This is a genomic window from Streptomyces sp. NPDC002513 (assembly GCF_053595355.1).
Window position 1 is genome coordinate 1 of record NZ_JBSFXK010000037.1, and the last position, 18,464, is coordinate 18,464.

Below are 18,464 nucleotides of genomic sequence, written 5' to 3' on the forward strand. Positions count from 1 at the left end.
CGCGACGACATCCACGAAGCGTTCCTCAGCCTGGCCTGCGGCATCATCTGCTGGCGCCGACTGGTCAACCTCTCACTTTGTTAGGAGTTCTAAGGACGACGTGCATCAGGGGCGGCGCGCCGGTGGGTGTGACGGCCGTCGCCCCACCCCCACCCTGGCTGGAAGCAGGTCGGCGTCATCAGCGGCTCCCCTCTCGATGCTCACGGCGTGTGGCGTCGGCGGGAGGACCCTTCGGCACGGTGGCACGTGGGCTCTTACGGGGCCGTCGGCCGATTCCCGGGAGGGCGTCGCTGTAGCGGAACGCCCCGATTCCTCCGTCATGCTGCGCGTTGAGCCGGTGGATCAGGAACATTCCCGCGATGATCGCGAAGATGATCACGGCGACGGTGACGGCGGTCTCCACGTCCTCACCTCCTCGGGGCGGAACTCGAGATCCCGATCGCGGCTCCGGCCGCCGAAGCGGCTCCGCCGTCGGTCTCCCATTCCTCTTCCAGGATCCGAGCCTCTGTCGCGTCGTGGCTGATGGCCTCGTCGGCCATCAGACCGCTGGCGGTGCGGATACGTCCCGGATCGGTTGCTGCTGCCATCAGCCGGGCGGCGGCGGCCGGCTCCGTCTCCGGAGGGATCACCAGCAGGTCCAGGCGGCCCACCGTGTAGGAGAAGAGCATCACTTTGTTCGGGTCCTGCTCGTCGGCGAACCAGCCGACATGCACCGTGTGCCCCGTGACGGGGACCTTGCGCGGGATGACGGGCCAGTGGGCCGGGTTCACGGTGACGTGGGTGATCCGGCCCCAGCACGCGTCCAGCGCGTCCGTCAGAGTGGGGATCTCCCGGAAGAGATCATGGGAGCGGGGCCACCAGGCACCGTCCAGAAGACCTGGAACCGAGCCGGTCGGGGTCAGGGACAGCCGGGCCGGCGCCGAAGGCAGGCGCTCTTTGATGATCGTAGGTTCGATGGTCGCGGTCATGACGCGGACCTGTCCCCGAGCCTCCTCTCGGAGGCCGGTGTTGCTGCTCGCCGGGAACGACACCGACATGGCGGCCGTTGTGCGAAATACTCCCGGTGCTTTCACTCTACGCCGCTCCGAGGCTCCGGAGCGTGCGCATGAGCAGGCATTTCACCGAGAGACAACGAGTCCGGAACCGTCGGCGAGCGCAGCCGGTGCGGCGGCGCACGACTTACGGTGAGAGGACGAGGTTCCGTGTTCGGCGGCGACTCCGAATCCCGCAGACAGGCGATCAAGGCGGTGCCGCCCGTCGGGGTGGATGTCCGGTAGTGGTGTCCGCTGATGTTCCGCTGGTGCGGGGTGCGCGACATGGCCCGTACTCGGCTGTACCGCGACGGCTCCCTGGTCGAGGAGGACTTCCCGGTCCGGGACATCTCCCGGCATCTGGTGGACCGGTCTTCGACCGTTTGGTTGGACCTGTACCGCCCGGACCGCGCCGAGTTCACGGCGGTCGGCAAGGAACTCGGTCTCCACGAGCTAGCTCTCGAGAACGCGCTGCACGAGAGACAGCGGGCGAAACTCGACAACTACCGCACCCATCACTTCCTCAGTGTCTACGCGGTCGCCGTCGATCCGGACGGCGCAGGACTGACGATGAGCGAGCTCGCGGTCATCCTCACGCCGCGGGCGCTGCTCACCGTCTGCAAGGACCCCACGTTCGCCGTCGACGATCTGGTCGCCCGCTGGGACTGTACCCCGGCTCTGGCAGCACACGGGGTCGCCTTTCTGCTCCACGGCCTGCTCGACCATGTCGTCGACGGGCACTTCGCCGCGGTGCAGCAACTCGACGAACGTATCGAGGAACTGGACGCTCTGCTCTTCGTCGAAGGCGGCCGACAGATCCAGACCGTACAGCGCCAGTCCTACGCCCTGGGGAAATCACTGGTCCGGCTCCGTCGCGTGGTACTGCCCATGCGAGAGGTCGTCAACGCCCTCATGCGCCCCGACCTCGACGTCGTCGACGGCCCCTTGCTGCCGTACTACCGAGATGTGTACGACCACGTGCTGCGTGCCGGCGAGTGGACGGAATCGCTGCGCGACCTGGTGGCCTCGGTGATGGAGACCAACTTGTCGGTGCAGGCGAACCGGATGAACCTGATCATGAAGAAGGTGACGAGCTGGGCTGCGATCATCGCCGTGCCCACGGCGATCACTGGCTTCTACGGACAGAACCTTCCCTACCCCGGCTTCGGACACCAGTCGGGATTCATCGTTTCCAGCGCCGTCATCGTCGTCTCTCTGACGCTGTACTTCGCCTTCAAGCATGGGGACTGGATCTGACCACACGCTCCCGCGTGCTCGTCGACAGACGGGCCCTGGGAGCCGGTTTCTTGAAGGCGGCTCCCAAATGGCTCCCAAAACGGGGCCGTACAGCAAATCAGGCCCGGCGCTGATCTCTCAGCACCGGGCCTGACCTGGTGTTTCTCTGTCGGGGTGGCGGGATTTGAACCCACGACCTCTTCGTCCCGAACGAAGCGCGCTGCCAAGCTGCGCTACACCCCGATGTCACTGCTTGTTGCGGCGACGACGTTTACTTTAGCCCACCGGCGGCTAGAGACGAAATCCGGTTTTCGAGAGGCGGCGGGTGGGGTCCGGGCGGATGTGGTCGAGGGCGACCATGAGGAGGGCCAGGCCGAAGAACGCGAGGCCGAGCAGGAGTGCGTTGGCGAGGACGCTCCTGTAGCCGAGCCGGCCCGCGTCCAGGAACGGGTAGAGGTAGCGCTCCGCGGAGCCTGGTGGGAGTCGTTCCCCGCGGATCAGGGAGAAGAGCAGGTAGGCCAGGGGGTACAGCAGCCACGTTCTCGCCTGCCGCACGCTCAGCGGGGCCGGGCTCGTCAGCGCCAGCCAGTCGAGCAGGGCCGCGACCGGGATCAGTGTGTGCAGAATCTGGTTCGTGAGCGCCTGCCAGAGCGGGTGTGCGCCGGGCTGGCCGGTCAGGGAGAAGGGGCCCGGTTCGTTCACCAGGAGCACGTGGTAGACGAGGCCCGCGATCAGGACGTAGAACACCGTGCCGCCGGTCACCAGCGCGGGGAGCGGCCGCTGGGCCGTCCGTGCTCGCCAGGCCGACAGGGTGAAGACGACCGCGAGCAGCAGGTTGGCCTGGATCGTGAAGTGGCTCAGCACCCGCGCCGGGCTGCCCAGGCGCAGGTCCACGGCCACTGCGGCGACCGCGGTCAGGGCCACCAGCAGGCGGTAGATGCCCGCCTTCGGGCGGTGTACGGGGGTCACCACGGCGGTGGCGGGAACGGCGGACGGCAACACGGTCGGCACGCCCGGTACCGCGGGGAGGTCCGGGATGTCCTTGGGGATCGGCCCGATCATGTCCCTACGCTAAGCAGATCGGGCAAAGCGGGCGATATGGGTGGTCCGGGCGGGTTACGGCGTGGGCCGGCGTCGCCCCCTGCCCGTGTGCGCGCCGGCTCCGCTCACCCTGCCCGCCGGTGTCTCCTCGCTACCCCCTGCCCACCAGCGTCAGCAGGGTCACCTCCGGCGGGCATGCGAACCGTACCCGGGTGTAGCGGTTCGTCCCGCAGCCCGCCGACACGTGCAGATAGGACGTGCGGCCCTCCGCCGTGTGCCGGGACAGGCCCTTCGCCCGGCCCGTGTCCAGGTCGCAGTTGGTGACCAGGGCGCCGTAGAAGGGGATGCACAGCTGGCCGCCGTGGGTGTGGCCGGCGAGGATCAGCGGGTAGCCGTCCGCCGTGAACGCGTCCAGGCTGCGCAGGTACGGCGCATGCACCACGCCCATCGAGAAGTCGGCCGACGCGGAGGGGCCGCCCGCCACCCGCGCATAGCGGTCGCGCTTGATGTGCGGGTCGTCCAGGCCGGTCAGCTCGATCTCCAGGCCCTCGACCTTCAGCGTCCCCCGCGTGTTCGTCAGGTTCAGCCAGCCCGCCGCGTCGAAGCCGTCCCGCAGGTTCTCCCAGGGGTTGTGGACGGCTCCGACCACGGGCCGATTGCCGTTCAGACCGTGCTTTCCCCCGGACTTCTCCAGCAAGTAGCGGGCGGGGTTGCGGAGTCGGGGGCCGTAGTAGTCGTTCGACCCGAAGACGTACGCCCCCGGGAACTCCATCAGCGGGCCCAGTGCGTCCAGCACCTCCGGCACGCCCTCGGGGTCGGAGAGGTTGTCCCCGGTGTTGATCACGAAGTCGGGACGCAGTCCCGCCAGTGAGCGCAGCCAGCGCTGCTTCTTCCGCTGTCCGCTCACCATGTGGATGTCGGAGACCTGGAGCACACGCAGCGGACGTGCCCCCGGCGGCAGCACCGGGACCGTCACCCGGCGCAGCCGGAAGGAACGGGCCTCGAACCCGGCCGAGTACAGCAGTCCGGCGGCGGCCACCGCCGTGATTCCCAGGGGCACTTCGTATCGCGCGCGCATACGACCATCGTGTCAGAACCACGGCACGCCACGCGCCGGCCTGTGGACAAAGGGAGGACTCCCAGAACACCCACACGCCACCGGAAATCATGGGGCGGGAGTCCCGTCACACCTGCGACAATCGGAGCCATGACCACGCTCAAGTCGAAGCTGCAGGAAGACCTCAACGCCGCGATCAAGGGGCGCGACGAGCTCCGCTCCTCGACGCTCCGGCTGACGCTCGCCGCGATCACCAAGGAGGAGGTCGCGGGCAAGGAGAAGCGCGAGCTCTCCGACGACGAGGTCACCAAGGTGATCACCCGGGAGGCGAAGAAGCGCCGCGAGGCCGCCGACGCCTTCGCGCAGGGCGGGCGCGCCGAGCAGGCCGAGCGGGAGAAGGCGGAGGGCGAGGTGCTCGCCACGTACCTGCCCAAGCAGCTGTCCGACGACGAGCTGCGACAGATCGTCGCCCAGGCCGTGGCGGAGGCGAAGGCGGCGGGCGCCGAGGGTCCGCGCGCCATGGGCCAGGTCATGAAGATCGTGAACCCGAAGGTCGCGGGCCTGGCGGAGGGCGGACGCGTCGCCGCCGTGGTCAAGCAGCTCCTCGCGGGGAGCTGACCGGCCCACCCCCTGTCCCGGCGCGTACGACAGCGGGGGCGCCCCTCGGCCGGAGGGGCGCCCCCGTCGTCGTAGGGGACGGTGTGCCGGACCGCGGGGGAGACGGAGTCTTCCGCGGTCCTGAGCGGGGTTAGCCTCGCTGCCCGCCGCCGTGCCCGTTCCTTCCGTTTCCGGTGCCCTGGATCAAGCCCCCCGGGAGGGAGAAGGAGGGCGACGGGAACCTGCCGCCGTTGGCCCCTCCGGTGTCCGGGCCGCCGATCAGTCCGCCCGTGCCCTGCCCGCCGTTGCCGTTGCCGTTCCCGTTGCCGTCGCCCTGTCCCTTGTCGCTGTTGCTCTCGGGGATGTCGACGAGGTTGAAGTTCTCGACCGGCTTGCCCGCCAGCGCGCCCGTCATCATGTCGCGCCAGATCGGCCCCGGGACCTGGCCGCCGTAGACCTTGGCGTAGGGGGTACCGCCGATGGTGATGTCGACCATGCGCCGCTTGTGCGCCGGGTCGCCGACCCAGACCGCGCCCGCCATGTTCGGCGTGTAGCCGACGAACCAGGCCGCGTAGCGGAAGTCCGTCGTACCGGTCTTGCCCGCGCTGGGGCGGCTGCCGAGGCCGGCCTGCGTACCCGTGCCGTCCTCGACCACGCCCTTGAGGATCGTGTTGATCGTGTCGGCGGTGGTCTCCGACATCGCGCGCGAGCACGCCGTCTTCGGGACGGTCAGCGACTTCTTCTGGTTGCCGACGGTCTGCGTGATCGACTCGATGGCGACCGGTGTGCAGTACGTGCCGCGGTCGGCGAACGTCGCGTACGCGCTCGCCATCGTCAGCGGCGACATCTCCTGGGTGCCGAGGGCGATCGACGGAGCCTGGTCGATCTTCAGCCCGTCCGCCCGGTTCACGCCCATCTTCTTGGCCATGTCGATCACCGGGCAGATGCCGATGTCGCCGATCAGCTCCACGTAGTAGGTGTTGACCGACTTGGCGGTCGCCTCCTTCATGCCGTACGGGCCGTGCTCCGACTCGTTCTCGTTCGTGAGCTTGGCGTTCTCCGTGTTCACCCACTGCTTGCCGTCGCAGGCCGCCACGGGGCTCGGATAGTCCATCTCGTACGGCGAGGGGTACTCCTGCGTCGCCGGCTTGCCGCCCTCTATGGCGGCCGCGGCCACGATCGGCTTGAACGTCGAACCGGGCTGGTAGCCCGCGCCGCCGCCCATGTCCTTGTCCACCGAGAGGTTGATCTGCGTCTCGTTCTTGCCGAAGCCGTACGGACGGGACTGGCCCATCGCGAGGATTCTTCCGGTGCCGGGCTCGACGATGGTCGCGGCCGTGGCCACCTCGTCGCTCTTGTTGACGTGGTCCTTGACCGACTGCTCCACCGACTCCTGGGCCTGCGGGTCCAGTGTCGTACGGATCGTCAGACCGCCGCGGTTCCAGATCTGCGCCCGGTCGGCCTTGCTCTTGCCGAACACCGGGTTGTTCAGGAACACCTCGCGGACGTAGTCGCAGAAGAAGCCCGCGCCCTTGACCGCCGTGATACAGCCGTTCTTCGGCTCGCTCACATTCAGCCCGAGGCCCGTCTTCTTGGCGCTGTCGGCCTCGGCCTGGGAGATGTCGTGCACGTCGGCCATGCGCTGCAGCACCACGTTGCGCCGCTTCTTGGCCTCCGCCTCGTCGTTCACCGGGTCGTACCGGGTGGGGGACTGGACGAGGCCCGCGAGGAGCGCGGCCTCCTGGAGGTTGAGGTCCTTGGCATGCTTGGAGAAGTAGCGCTCGGAGGCCGCCTCCACGCCGTAGGCCTGCTGGCCGAAGAACGTGATGTTCAGGTAGTTCTCGAGGATCTTCTTCTTGCCGAGCTTCTGCTCGATCTGGATCGCGTACTTCAGCTCGCGGACCTTGCGGCCGAGGGTCTGCTGGGTGGCCTGGGCGACCTTCGTCGGGTCGTCGCCGGCCTCCTCCACGAAGTAGTTCTTCACGAGTTGCTGTGTGAGTGTGGAGGCGCCCTGGGACACTCCCCCGCTCTGCGCGTTCTGGTTCAGCGCGCGCAGGACGCCCTTCAGGTCGATCGCGCCGTGCTGGTAGAACCGCGAGTCCTCGATCGCGACGATCGCCTTCTGCATGTACGGCGAGATGTCCTTGAGGTCCACCACCGTGCGGTCACGGGAGTAGACCGTGGCGATCTGGCCGCCCTGGCTGTCCAGAATCGTGGTGCGCTGACTGAGCTGGGGGCTCTTCAGGTTGGACGGGATGTCGTCGAATCCCTGGACCGACCCCTTGGCCGCGAGTCCGAGCGCGCCCGCGGCGGGCAGCGCGATGCCGGCCATCACCGCCCCGGCGAGCACACTCACTCCGAGGAACTTGGCGGCCTGCTGCACAGGGGACACTCCCCCGCCCGAGCGCTTCTTTGGCATGAGGGCAGCCTACGTTCTCATTCGCCGGACACGCGTCTAGGCCTTGGCCTAAGCTGCTCTCAACTGTCACAGCAGCAGGGCCACGTATCAAGTACGTCCGGCGACCCCGAATCGTTCCGGTGTTCCCCCGATTTTTTGGTCGGGTGCGTGTCCGAATCCGCCTTGTGTGTCATCAGGCGTCCGTTGTGACGCAGCTGAACTGTGCAGGTTTGTCCCGAAAGTCGCGCATGTCGCCAGCTCACTCCCCCGGGTGATCTGCCGTTTACCCATAGTCCGTTCGGACCATTCAAGATTGGGCCCGCTGGGGGTGTTGCGCTGTGCCTACCTTCCGTAACGTCCTCAACTGGCGGCGGTGAATATGCCGCTGCCGCCGTGGGGGAGCCTCGATTCGGGAGAGGACGGCGCCGGTATGGGCTGGGTAACCGACTGGAGTGCGCAGGCGGCCTGCCGCACTACCGATCCGGATGAACTGTTCGTTCAAGGAGCAGCGCAGAACAGGGCCAAGGCGGTGTGCACCGGATGCCCGGTACGCACGGAGTGCCTGGCCGACGCGCTGGACAATCGCGTCGAATTCGGCGTGTGGGGTGGCATGACGGAGCGGGAGCGCCGCGCGCTGCTGCGCCGGCGGCCGACCGTCACCTCGTGGCGGCGCCTGCTGGAGACCGCTCGTACGGAGTACGAGCGTGGAGCGGGCCTGCTGCCCCTCGACGAGGAAGAAGCGTACGAGAGCTACGCGGCGGTGGGCTGAGGTCGCTCACGGCGGGGCGTGACGGCCCGCCGTCTGAGGGGGCTGCCGGGGTGGGGGAGCGGGTGGTTCGCCGGCTGGTGGATCGCTGTCGCGTAGGGCCGGCAGGTTCTTGCGGGGCCTTGCCGGGCTCTTGTGGGTCCTTGCCGGGCGGGTGGCCGGCCGTGTCTCCGGTGTGCCCTTGAGCGGTTGCGGCATGGCCGTTGAGGGTTTTTTGGGGGGCATGGCCTTGAGGAGGTGGAGCCCCTCGTCGGCCACGGCCTCGAGAGGCGTGCCCGGGGTGCGGCCGTGCTGTGCCGTCGCGGGCATACGGGCGGCCCCGGAGCAGGGCAGGTACCCGGGAGCCCCTACGCGCGCGTCTCGCGCTCCTCGGGGCGCTCCGGCCGGTTGGCCGCGAGGCGGTCCCCGATGTTCCGTAGCCCTACGAGGTCGTGGACGTCGCCGGGCAGCGCGGCCACCTCCGCCACGGCCACCTCGGGATGACGGGCGGTGAAACGGTCACGCGTGCGCTGTTCACGGGAGAGCAGCTGCATGCGTTCGGCATGCAGTCGGAGCAGGCCCTGGGTCAGTTGCTCGACGCTTCGGTCCTGGTCTGTGGAGGCGGGGGAGCCTGCATCGGGAACCGGCGCGTCGGATGAGGGGGAGTCTGAACTGCCGTACGTGTCGGAAGAGTTACGAAGTCCAGCTTTCCCGTCCTGCTGATCCACAATGCGGGGATCTTCAAGATTTTCGGCGGCGGCGAGGGCCCGCTCGGCCGACAGATCGGCGGCGCCGCTGCCGTGCACCCGGTTGAGGACCAGGCCGGCCAGCGGCATGTCCTCGGCGGCCAGACGCTCCACGAAGTACGCGGCCTCGCGCAGCGCGTCCCGTTCCGGAGCTGCCACCACCAGGAACGCCGTGCCCGGCGCCTGCAGCAGCTTGTACGTGGCGTCCGCGCGTGTGCGGAACCCGCCGAACATGGTGTCCATGGCGGCCACGAACGTCTGGACGTCCTTCAGGAGCTGACCCCCGAGCAGCTTCCCCAGGACGCCGGTCATCATCGACATCCCGACGTTGAGGAACTTCATCCCCGCGCGGCCGCCCACCTTCGCGGGAGCCATCAGGACCCGGATGAGCTTGCCGTCCAGGAAGGACCCGAGCCGTTTGGGGGCGTCCAGGAAGTCCAGGGCGGAGCGTGAGGGGGGTGTGTCGACGACGATGAGGTCCCACTCGTCCCGCGCGCGCAGCTGCCCCAGCTTCTCCATCGCCATGTACTCCTGCGTGCCCGCGAAGCCCGCCGAGAGCGACTGGTAGAAGGGGTTGCCCAGGATGGCGGCCGCCCGGTCCGGGTCCGCGTGCGCCTCGACGATCTCGTCGAAGGTGCGCTTCATGTCGAGCATCATGGCGTGCAGTTCGCCGCCCGCGGTGTCCTCGATGCCCTTCACCCGCCGCGGGCTGTTGTCCAGCGCGTCGATGCCCATCGACTGGGCGAGCCGACGGGCCGGGTCGATGGTGAGCACGACCACCTTGCGGCCGCGCTCGGCCGCGCGCAGCCCCAGGGCCGCCGCTGTGGTCGTCTTGCCGACGCCGCCGGAGCCGCAGCACACGACGATGCGGGTGTCCGGGTCGTCGAGGAGCGGGTCGATCTCCAGGGTGGGCACGTGCTTCAACGCGCGCGCAGAGCCCGGGTCGTGGGGCAGCGCCGGGTCCGCCGCGGAGGCGGCACCGCTCGCGGAGGGCGTGTCGGCCGTGGAGGACTCCTCGGCGGAAGCCGTACGGGTGGCGGAGGCCCCCTCGGTGGTGGGGGCCTCGTCGTCGTGCGGAGGGGCCGGGTCCTGACTCATGAGATCCCTTGCTGACGCAGTTCCGTGGCCAGTTCGTACAGGCCCGCCAGGTCCATTCCCTCGGCGAGCAGCGGCAGTTCGTGCAGCGGCAGGCCGAGGTCCGTGAGCACGGCGCGCTGCTCGCGCTCCAGGGCGAAGCGCTCCTCGTACTCGTCGGCCTGCTGGAGCAGCGGGTCCACCAGCCGCTCCGCGAGCCCGCCGCGGCGCGCACCGCCGAGCCCGGCACCCGACAGGGCCTTGGCGAGGGACGTCCGCGGCACGGCGTGCAAGAGGTCCAGCTCCGACTCGTCCAGGACCGCGGGGCGCACCATGTTCACGATCACCCTGCCCACCGGCAGGTTCGCGGCGCGCAGTTCGGTGATCCCGTCCGCTGTCTCCTGGACGGGCATCTCCTCCAGGAGCGCCACCATGTGCACGGCCGTCTCCGGGGACTTCAGCACCCGCATCACCGCCTGGGCCTGATTGTGTATCGGGCCGATCTTGGCGAGGCCCGCCACCTCGTCGTTCACGTTCAGGAACCGGGTGATGCGTCCGGTGGGGGGTGCGTCCATCACCACGTAGTCGTACGCGAACCGGCCGCTTCTGTCCTTCCTGCGGACGGCCTCGCACGCCTTGCCGGTGAGGAGCACGTCCCTCAGACCGGGCGCGATGGTGGTGGCGAAGTCGATGGCGCCGAGCTTCTTCAGGGCCCGTCCCGCGCCGCCCAGCTTGTAGAACATCTGGAGGTAGTCCAGAAGGGCCAGTTCGGGATCGATGGCCAGCGCGTAGACCTCGCCGCCGCCGGGCGCCACGGCGATCTTGCGCTCCTCGTACGGAAGCGCCTCCGTCTCGAAGAGTTGCGCGATGCCTTGTCTGCCCTCGACCTCGACGAGAAGAGTGCGCTTGCCCTCGGTCGCGAGGGCGAGCGCGAGTGCCGCGGCGACCGTGGTCTTTCCGGTCCCGCCCTTGCCGCTGACGACCTGGAGCCTGCTCACGTCTTCGAGCCTAACCAGTCCGCGCGCGGGCTACGCGGGAGGCTGTGGACAACGCAGGTCACAGTCGGCCGCACGCCGGGCCGTGACCGGGCCGGTCGGCCGCATGACCCGGTCGCCGCAGCGGCTACAGTCGGCCCATGACCAAGTGGGAATACGCAACCGTGCCACTGCTCGTCCACGCCACGAAGCAGATTCTGGACACCTGGGGCGAGGACGGCTGGGAGCTCGTCCAGGTCGTGCCCGGGCCGAACAACCCCGAGCAGCTGGTGGCCTACCTGAAGCGGGAGAAGCAGGCATGAGCGCGGTCGAGTCCCGGATCACCGAACTCGGACTGACCCTCCCGGACGTCGTGCCGCCGCTGGCCGCCTACCAGCCCGCCGTGCGGTCCGGGGTGTACGTGTACACCTCCGGCCAGCTTCCGATGGTGGACGGCACGCTCCCGGTGACCGGCAAGGTCGGCGCCGAGGTCACCGCCGAGGAGGCCAAGAACCTGGCCCGCACGTGCGCGCTGAACGCGCTCGCCGCCGTCAAGTCCGTCACGGGTGACCTGGACCGCATCGCGCGCGTGGTGAAGGTCGTCGGCTTCGTGGCGTCGGCCGCGGACTTCACGGGCCAGCCGGGCGTCGTCAACGGTGCGAGCGAGCTGCTGGGCGAGGTCCTCGGCGACAAGGGCGTGCACGCCCGCAGCGCGGTCGGCGTGGCGGTCCTTCCGCTGGACGCACCGGTCGAGGTGGAGATCCAGGTGGAGCTGACGCAGGCGTGACCGCCCGCTGACATCGCGACCTGCGACGACGCCGTCCGGCCGTGACTCCCCGGGGTACGGCCGGTGCGGCCGTGGTTCCCCGGGGTGCGGCCGGTGGCCCGCCCGGGAGCGGCGATCAGTGCCCCTCGAACATCCGCGCACTTAGGGATAGCCTCCGCCCATGGCGAATGGGCAGTGGTTTCCACCGGAGTGGCCGTCGCGGATCCGCGCGCTCGCGGAGGGCACGCTCACCCCGGTCACCCCCAAGCGCGCGGCCACCGTCATGCTGCTGAGGGACACCGACGGTGCCCCCGCCGTGCACATGCTGCGCAGAAGCGCCTCCATGGCCTTCGCCGCGGGCGCGTACGCCTACCCGGGCGGCGGTGTCGACCCGCGCGACCACGACCGCCGGATCGGCTGGGCGGGCCCCACGCGCGCGTGGTGGGCGGACCGCCTCGGCGTCGACGAGTCGGACGCCCAGGCCATCGTCTGCGCCGCCGTTCGGGAGACGTACGAGGAGGCCGGCGTCCTGCTCGCCGGTCCCACCCCGGAGACGGTCGTCGGGGACACCACGGGCGCGGACTGGGAGGCGGACCGCGCCTGCCTGGTCGCCCGGGACCTGTCGTTCGCCGAGTTCCTCGACCGCCGGGGACTGGTGCTGCGCTCCGACCTGCTCGGCGCGTGGACCCGCTGGATCACCCCCGAGTTCGAGCCTCGCCGCTACGACACCTGGTTCTTCGTGGCCGCCCTCCCCGAGGGGCAGCGCACCCGCAACGTCTCCACGGAGGCCGACCGCACCGTCTGGATCCGCCCCCACGACGCGGCAGCCTCGTACGACGAGGGCGAGCTGCTGATGATGCCGCCCACCATCGCGACCCTGCGCCAGTTGGTGCCGTACGCCACTGCCGCCGACGCGCTGACGGCCGCGCCCGGCCGCGATCTGGCCCCGGTGGTGGCCCGGGCCCATCTGGAGGACGGCCGGGTCGTGCTGGTCTGGCCCGGCCACGACGAGTTCACCCAGCACATCCCGACGGGTGGAGCACCCGCATGACCCGCGCGACGGAGGGTTCCCCCGCATGACGGACGCCGTAGCACTCCCCGGCCAGCCGCGCGGCGGGGTCCTCTCCGGTCCCGCGACCACACGCGCCGTGAACGTCCTCGCCCCCAACGCGTCGGCGATGACCCTGGACGGCACCAATACCTGGATAGTCGCCGAGCCCGACTCCGAGCTGGCGGTGGTGATCGACCCCGGCCCGCTCGACGACGGGCATCTGCGCCAGGTGATCGAGACGGCGGAGAAGGCGGGCAGACGGATCGCGCTCACCCTGCTCACGCACGGTCACCCCGATCATGCGGAGGGTGCCGCACGGTTCGCCGAACTGACGCGCACCAAGGTGCGTGCCCTGGACCCGGCGCTCCGGCTCGGCGACGAGGGGCTCGGGCACGGTGACGTGGTCACCGTGGGCGGCCTCGAACTGCGCGTCGTGCCGACGCCGGGCCACACCGCCGACTCCCTGTGCTTCCATCTCCCGGCCGACCGGGCCGTCCTGACCGGTGACACCGTCCTGGGCCGCGGCACGACGGTCGTGGCGCACCCGGACGGCCGCCTGGGGGACTATCTGGACTCCCTGCGCCGTCTGCGGTCGCTCACGGTCGACGACGGCGTCCACACCGTGCTCCCCGGCCACGGGCCCGTCCTGGAGGACGCCCAGGGCGCCGTCGAGTACTACCTCGCCCACCGGGCCCACCGCCTCGCGCAGGTCGAGACGGCGGTCGAGGACGGCCACCGCACGCCGGCCGAGATCGTGGCCCATGTGTACGCGGACGTGGACCGTTCCCTGTGGCCGGCGGCCACGCTGTCGGTACGGGCGCAGCTGGAGTATCTCAGGGAACACGGCCTGATCTGAGCGCCCGGGAGCGGGGTGCTTCGATGTCGGTCTCGCGGGTGAGGCGGGAGCCGGGCCGGTAGCGGGGCAGGCGGCCGGCGAGGTCCTCGCCCAGCAGCGGCGTACACGGGCAGGCGACGAACCACCCCAGGTTGTACGTCTCCAGGTCGCTCAGCAGCCGCGCACGGCTGAACAGCAGCGTGCCGGCACCGTCGGTCTGCGGGAACTCCCTGTCGAGCCGCTCCCCGAGATCCCGAAAATCCCGGCACCTCCGGCAACGGCAGCGGGCCCCGTCTCCTCGGAGGTGTCTCTCCTCGGAGCGCGGGGCCCAGTCGTACGGCCGGGGCCGGGCGTCAGCGGGACCGCTTGGCCAGCCGCTCCACGTCCAGCAGGATCACCGCGCGCGCCTCCAGCCGGAGCCAGCCGCGCTGGGCGAAGTCCGCCAGGGCCTTGTTCACGGTCTCACGCGAGGCGCCGACCAGCTGGGCCAGCTCCTCCTGGGTGAGGTCGTGCACCACGTGGATGCCCTCTTCGGACTGCACGCCGAACCGGCGCGAGAGGTCCAGTAGCGCGCGGGCCACACGGCCGGGCACATCGGAGAAGACCAGGTCGGACATCTGGTCGTTGGTCTTGCGAAGTCGCCGGGCCACCGCGCGCAGCAGCGCCGCGGCCACCTCGGGCCGCGCGTTGAGCCACGGCTGGAGGTCGCCGTGGCCCAGGCCCAGCAGCTTGACCTCGGTCAGCGCGGTGGCCGTCGCCGTACGCGGACCCGGGTCGAACAGCGACAGCTCGCCGATCAGCTCACCGGGGCCGAGCACCGCCAGCATGTTCTCGCGCCCGTCGGGGGAGGTGCGGTGAAGCTTGACCTTGCCGTCCATGACCACGTACAGGCGGTCGCCGGGGTCGCCCTCGTGGAACAGCGAGTCACCGCGGGCGAGGGTCACCTCACTCATGGAGGCGCGGAGCTCCGCGGCCTGCTCGTCATCGAGCGCCGCGAAGAGCGGGGCGCGCCGCAGAACGTCGTCCACGAGTTCTCTCCTTGTCGACCTGCTCAGGGGATCTTGCTCCCCCGGATACCAGGGGACCGTGTTCCCCATTTTGCCGGACGGTCCAAACAGTGTGATCTGTCACAAGGATGCCGCACTGATGTGCCGGGGTATGCGGCAGGGGTCCAATCGGGGGCTGATCCACTGGCTTCGGGACGGATGTCGGCGCAGGGCCTTAGGCTGGCCGGGTGTCCAAATCGCCGGTGAGAGCACAGGTCAAGGGGGCTGGACGGGTGGTTGCACGTCGTGATTCCGCTGTGGGCGAACAGGGCTCCGCGAGCAGAAGAAAAACGGAAAAGCGTGAGAAATCGGCGCCTGCGGAGCAGGGGCCGACGACGCCTGCCCAGACGCCTGCCGGGAAGGCCACCTCCGGGAAGTCCGCTGCCAGGACAGCTGCCGCCAAGACGGCTGCCTCCGGGAAGACCGCTGCCAAGAAGACGGCGCCCGTGAAGACCGCCGCCAAGAAGACGGCGCCCGTGAAGGCCGCGAAGAAGCCGGCCAGGAAGGCGGCGCACGCCGAGGCCGTCTCCACGAAGGCCACCATCGCCGTCGAGAACGTGGCTCCCGCCAGGACCGTCGCCCCGAAGCCTCCCGGGAACGAGACCCGGACCGCCCTCGTCCGCCGCGCCCGCCGGATCAACCGCGAGCTCGCCGAGGTGTACCCGTACGCCCACCCGGAACTGGACTTCGAGAACCCGTTCCAGCTGATCATCGCGACGGTCCTGTCGGCGCAGACCACCGATCTGCGGGTGAACCAGACCACCCCGACGCTCTTCGCCAGGTACCCCACCCCCGAGGACCTCGCGGCGGCCAACCCCGAGGAGATCGAGGAGATCCTGCGCCCGACGGGCTTCTTCCGGGCCAAGACCAGGTCGGTGATAGGGCTCTCCAAGGCGCTGGTGGAGGAGTTCGGCGGTGAGGTCCCCGGTCGGCTGGAGGATCTCGTCAAACTGCCCGGCGTCGGCCGCAAGACCGCCTTCGTGGTGCTGGGCAACGCTTTCGGCCGCCCCGGCATCACCGTCGACACGCACTTCCAGCGGCTCGTCCGCCGCTGGCAGTGGACCGACGAGACGGATCCGGACAAGATCGAGGCGGCTGTCGGCTCGCTTTTCCCGAAGAGCGAGTGGACGATGCTCTCGCACCATGTGATCTTCCACGGCCGCCGCATCTGCCACGCCCGTAAGCCGGCCTGCGGCGCCTGCCCGATCGCCCCGCTCTGCCCCGCGTACGGCGAGGGAGAGACCGACCCGGAGAAGGCGAAGAAGCTCCTGAAGTACGAGAAGGGCGGCTTCCCGGGGCAGCGATTGAAGCCACCGCAGGCCTACCTGGACGCGGGCGGCATCCCGGCACCGCCGCTGGGGGCCGGGTGAGGCGCGCACACGGCCCGGTGCGCGCCCCGGGCAAGGGGTGTTGCCCTGTGGACCGGGTGACGGGACACCCACACGAGGGACGTGCGGAACGATCCGTGGTCCCACGGGCGTTGGGATGGGCAGAACGGGGGTGGCGATGACGCACGCGAGCGATACGGACCACATGAGCGGCACGGACAGCGGGTGGCTGCGGCTGAACACGGAGGGCCTGCCCGGCTGGCTCGACCCGGTCGTGCGGGTCACCCGGACCGTCGAGCCGCTCCAACTCAGCCGTTTTCTTCCGCCGAAGGACGGTGCGGGGCGCCAGTCTGCCGTGCTGATCCTCTTCGGTGAGGGCGACCGCGGCCCGGAGCTGCTGCTGATGGAGCGTGCCAGCTCGCTGCGCTCGCACGCCGGGCAGCCCGCGTTCCCCGGTGGCGCCCTCGACCCCGAGGACGGCGACCCGAAGACCGAGGGGCCGCTGCGGGCCGCTCTCCGCGAGGCCGAGGAGGAGACCGGGCTCGACCCGCGGGGTGTCCAGCTCTTCGGCGTGCTGCCCAAGCTCTACATCCCGGTGAGCGGCTTCGTCGTGACGCCCGTCCTCGGCTGGTGGCGCGAGAGAAGCCCGGTGGGAGCCGTCGATCCGAACGAGACGGCGCGGGTCTTCACCGTCTCCGTGGCGGATCTCACGGACCCGGCCAACAGAGCCACCACGGTGCACCCGAGCGGCCACCGGGGTCCGGCATTCCTGGTCGAATCCGCCCTTGTCTGGGGTTTCACCGCCGGAGTCATCGACCGCCTGCTGCACTTCGCGGGCTGGGAGCGCCCCTGGGACCGCGACAAGCAGGTCCCGCTCGACTGGCGCTCATGACAAGGTGGCCTCCGTGCTGTGGTCTTCCGGGGGACGCTGTGCCCCGCTGCCGCTGCGCGACGGACCGGCCCTCAGGCCGGACGACGGCGACCGGAAAGCGATGAGGCGAGGCTACAAGCAGTGAACGTGCTGGACATCCTGTTGCTGGTCGCCGCCGTGTGGTTCGCGATTGTGGGCTATCGCCAGGGCTTCGTCGTCGGCATCCTCTCGGTGATCGGCTTTCTGGGCGGCGGTCTCGTCGCGGTCTACCTGCTCCCGGTCATCTGGGACAGCGCCACCGACGGCGCCAAGGTGAGCACGACCGCCGCGGTGGTCGCCGTCGTGGTGGTGATCGTCTGCGCCTCCGTCGGCCAGGCCCTGACCACCCATCTGGGCAACAAGCTGCGCCGGTACATCACCTGGTCCCCGGCCCGCGCCCTGGACGCCACGGGCGGTGCGCTCGTCAACGTGGTGGCGATGCTCCTGGTCGCCTGGCTGATCGGCTCCGCCCTCGCCGGTACGACGCTGCCGACGCTCGGCAAGGAGGTACGCGGCTCCAAGGTGCTCCTCGGGGTCTCCCGCGCCCTGCCCGCGCAGGCGGACACCTGGTTCGCGGACTTCTCCTCGGTGCTCGCGCAGAACGGCTTCCCGCAGGTCTTCAGTCCGTTCGTGAACGAACCCATCACCGAGGTCCAGCCTCCCGACCCGGCCCTCGCGAGAAGCATGGTCGCCACACGCGCGCAGCGCTCCGTCGTCAAGGTCGTGGGCACCGCACAGAGCTGCGGCAAGGTCCTCGAAGGCACCGGCTTCGTCTTCGGCGATCGCCGTGTCATGACCAACGCGCACGTGGTCGGCGGCGTCGACGAGCCCACCGTCCAGATAGGCGGCGAGGGCAGGAGGTACGACGCCAAGGTCGTGCTCTACGACTGGCGGCGCGACATCGCCGTACTCGACGTGCCGGACCTGCGGGCGCCGGCGCTGCAGTTCACCTCCGCCGAGGCGTCCGGCGGCAGCAGCGCGATCGTGGCCGGCTTCCCGGAGAACGGGTCGTACAACGTCCAGCCCGCGCGGATCCGGGGCCGTATCACGGCCAACGGCCCGGACATCTACCACCGGGGCACGGTCCGCCGCGATGTGTACTCGCTGTACGCGACCGTCCGCCAGGGAAACTCCGGCGGCCCGCTGCTGACCCCCGAGGGCAAGGTCTACGGGGTGGTCTTCGCCAAGTCCCTCGACGACGCCGAGACCGGGTACGCACTCACCGCGGACGAGGTCCGGGAGGACATCGCCAAGGGGCGTACGGCGAACCAGCAGGTGGACAGCGACAGCTGCGCGCTGTGACACCGGAGGGCGGGGCGGGCCGCCTCCGGGGCCGCCCGATCAGCCGCGTGGGTGGCGCAGCCGTACCGAGACCCAGCGGGCCCGGCGGCGCAGAATGTGCGGGATCCCCACCCGGGGGTCCGTGCTCCGCAGCCGCGGAGCGCCCCTTTGGTGGGAGCCCGGCGCGGTGGCCGAGCGGTGGTCGCGTGCTGCGTCACTGTAGTCGTGCGTCCAGCCCATACCCCGACGTCTGCCCCTGCCCCATGGTCGATAACCGCCTTGCGGGGCTCCAATTGGCCTATGCGGCGGGCATGTGGCCGGTCCTGGAACAGCCGTTCCCGCCCGGGC

19 protein-coding genes, 1 tRNA gene and 1 pseudogene are annotated in these 18,464 nt (G+C 70.0%); 10 read left to right on the forward strand and 11 right to left on the reverse strand.

Translation table 11 applies throughout. From position 1 onward, the window contains the following. Nucleotides 1-178: 178 nt before the first annotated feature. Together ACWD5Q_RS22845 and ACWD5Q_RS22850 are read right to left on the reverse strand one after the other, a co-directional pair. On the reverse strand, nt 179-403 hold the full coding sequence (locus tag ACWD5Q_RS22845; protein WP_351925801.1) for a hypothetical protein: 225 nt from the start codon (nt 401-403) through the stop codon (nt 179-181). A gap of 4 nt (nt 404-407) precedes the next feature. Further along, nucleotides 408-968: a DUF5994 family protein gene (locus ACWD5Q_RS22850; RefSeq protein WP_351925799.1), complete on the reverse strand. Its 561-nt coding sequence runs from the start codon at nt 966-968 to the stop codon at nt 408-410. 348 nt (nt 969-1,316) lie between these two features. On the opposite strand from ACWD5Q_RS22850, the gene ACWD5Q_RS22855 reads away from it, so the two are divergent. Continuing rightward, entirely contained in the window at nt 1,317-2,288 is a 972-nt protein-coding gene (locus ACWD5Q_RS22855) for a magnesium transporter CorA family protein (protein WP_351925797.1), read from the forward strand. 148 nt (nt 2,289-2,436) lie between these two features. On the opposite strand, the gene ACWD5Q_RS22860 is transcribed toward ACWD5Q_RS22855, so the two are convergent. The 3 genes from ACWD5Q_RS22860 to ACWD5Q_RS22870 form a co-directional block, all read right to left on the reverse strand. Further along, nucleotides 2,437-2,510, reverse strand: a tRNA-Pro gene (locus ACWD5Q_RS22860). 48 nt (nt 2,511-2,558) lie between these two features. Continuing rightward, on the reverse strand, nt 2,559-3,329 hold the full coding sequence (locus ACWD5Q_RS22865) for a Pr6Pr family membrane protein (protein ID WP_451428882.1): 771 nt from the start codon (nt 3,327-3,329) through the stop codon (nt 2,559-2,561). A 130-nt stretch (nt 3,330-3,459) separates the two neighbouring features. Continuing rightward, the gene (locus tag ACWD5Q_RS22870) at nt 3,460-4,386 is read right to left on the reverse strand and encodes a metallophosphoesterase (protein WP_451428883.1); all 927 of its coding nucleotides are present in this window, start codon (nt 4,384-4,386) and stop codon (nt 3,460-3,462) included. Nucleotides 4,387-4,515: 129 nt separating this feature from the next. On the opposite strand from ACWD5Q_RS22870, the gene ACWD5Q_RS22875 reads away from it, so the two are divergent. Further along, a complete protein-coding gene (locus ACWD5Q_RS22875; RefSeq protein WP_451428884.1) occupies nt 4,516-4,983 on the forward strand; it encodes a GatB/YqeY domain-containing protein in 468 nt (155 codons plus the stop codon). Nucleotides 4,984-5,113: 130 nt separating this feature from the next. On the opposite strand, the gene ACWD5Q_RS22880 is transcribed toward ACWD5Q_RS22875, so the two are convergent. Continuing rightward, a complete protein-coding gene (locus ACWD5Q_RS22880; RefSeq protein ID WP_451428885.1) occupies nt 5,114-7,381 on the reverse strand; it encodes a transglycosylase domain-containing protein in 2,268 nt (755 codons plus the stop codon). 409 nt (nt 7,382-7,790) lie between these two features. Between ACWD5Q_RS22880 and ACWD5Q_RS22885 the strand changes: the two genes are divergently transcribed. Continuing rightward, entirely contained in the window at nt 7,791-8,129 is a 339-nt protein-coding gene (locus ACWD5Q_RS22885) for a WhiB family transcriptional regulator (protein WP_451428932.1), read from the forward strand. A 344-nt stretch (nt 8,130-8,473) separates the two neighbouring features. Here the strand turns inward: ACWD5Q_RS22885 and ACWD5Q_RS22890 are convergent, their stop codons facing one another. Both ACWD5Q_RS22890 and ACWD5Q_RS22895 read right to left on the reverse strand, forming a co-directional pair. Beyond that, a complete protein-coding gene (locus tag ACWD5Q_RS22890) occupies nt 8,474-9,949 on the reverse strand; it encodes an ArsA family ATPase (protein ID WP_451428886.1) in 1,476 nt (491 codons plus the stop codon). Continuing rightward, a complete protein-coding gene (locus ACWD5Q_RS22895) occupies nt 9,946-10,923 on the reverse strand; it encodes an ArsA family ATPase (protein WP_451428887.1) in 978 nt (325 codons plus the stop codon). The genes ACWD5Q_RS22890 and ACWD5Q_RS22895 overlap by 4 nt, the downstream gene beginning before the upstream one ends. Nucleotides 10,924-11,060: 137 nt before the next feature. On the opposite strand from ACWD5Q_RS22895, the gene ACWD5Q_RS22900 reads away from it, so the two are divergent. From ACWD5Q_RS22900 to ACWD5Q_RS22915, 4 genes are all read left to right on the forward strand, one after another. Then, complete coding sequence (locus ACWD5Q_RS22900) at nt 11,061-11,222, forward strand: DUF4177 domain-containing protein (RefSeq protein ID WP_003975360.1); 162 nt, start codon at nt 11,061-11,063, stop codon at nt 11,220-11,222. Next, nucleotides 11,219-11,686: a RidA family protein gene (locus ACWD5Q_RS22905; protein ID WP_451428888.1), complete on the forward strand. Its 468-nt coding sequence runs from the start codon at nt 11,219-11,221 to the stop codon at nt 11,684-11,686. Before ACWD5Q_RS22900 ends, ACWD5Q_RS22905 begins: the two co-directional genes overlap by 4 nt. 160 nt (nt 11,687-11,846) lie before the next feature. Continuing rightward, nucleotides 11,847-12,716 carry an NUDIX hydrolase gene (locus tag ACWD5Q_RS22910; protein WP_451428889.1) on the forward strand — a complete coding sequence of 290 codons (870 nt, stop codon included), beginning with the start codon at nt 11,847-11,849 and terminating at the stop codon, nt 12,714-12,716. A gap of 25 nt (nt 12,717-12,741) precedes the next feature. Further along, a complete protein-coding gene (locus tag ACWD5Q_RS22915) occupies nt 12,742-13,572 on the forward strand; it encodes an MBL fold metallo-hydrolase (RefSeq protein ID WP_451428890.1) in 831 nt (276 codons plus the stop codon). Between the two features lie 25 nt (nt 13,573-13,597). On the opposite strand, the pseudogene ACWD5Q_RS22920 reads toward ACWD5Q_RS22915, so the two are convergent. After that, nucleotides 13,598-13,807: pseudogene (locus ACWD5Q_RS22920) on the reverse strand (nucleotidyltransferase); the annotation flags it as partial. Between the two features lie 97 nt (nt 13,808-13,904). Further along, nucleotides 13,905-14,579: a Crp/Fnr family transcriptional regulator gene (locus ACWD5Q_RS22925; protein WP_311694886.1), complete on the reverse strand. Its 675-nt coding sequence runs from the start codon at nt 14,577-14,579 to the stop codon at nt 13,905-13,907. 251 nt (nt 14,580-14,830) lie between these two features. Here ACWD5Q_RS22925 and nth point away from each other — a divergent pair, with 251 nt between their 5' ends. The 3 genes from nth (at nt 14,831) to ACWD5Q_RS22940 (ending at nt 18,137) form a co-directional block, all read left to right on the forward strand. After that, nucleotides 14,831-15,967: an endonuclease III gene (nth, locus tag ACWD5Q_RS22930; RefSeq protein WP_451428933.1), complete on the forward strand. Its 1,137-nt coding sequence runs from the start codon at nt 14,831-14,833 to the stop codon at nt 15,965-15,967. A gap of 163 nt (nt 15,968-16,130) precedes the next feature. Further along, nucleotides 16,131-16,817 (forward strand): NUDIX hydrolase, encoded by a 687-nt coding sequence (locus tag ACWD5Q_RS22935; protein WP_451428891.1) that lies wholly within the window; start codon nt 16,131-16,133, stop codon nt 16,815-16,817. Nucleotides 16,818-16,937: 120 nt separating this feature from the next. Then, nucleotides 16,938-18,137 carry a MarP family serine protease gene (locus ACWD5Q_RS22940; protein WP_451428892.1) on the forward strand — a complete coding sequence of 400 codons (1,200 nt, stop codon included), beginning with the start codon at nt 16,938-16,940 and terminating at the stop codon, nt 18,135-18,137. Between the two features lie 39 nt (nt 18,138-18,176). Here ACWD5Q_RS22940 and ACWD5Q_RS22945 read toward each other — a convergent pair whose 3' ends face one another. Next, nucleotides 18,177-18,356 carry a hypothetical protein gene (locus ACWD5Q_RS22945; RefSeq protein ID WP_451428893.1) on the reverse strand — a complete coding sequence of 60 codons (180 nt, stop codon included), beginning with the start codon at nt 18,354-18,356 and terminating at the stop codon, nt 18,177-18,179. Between the last annotated feature and the right edge of the window lie 108 nt (nt 18,357-18,464).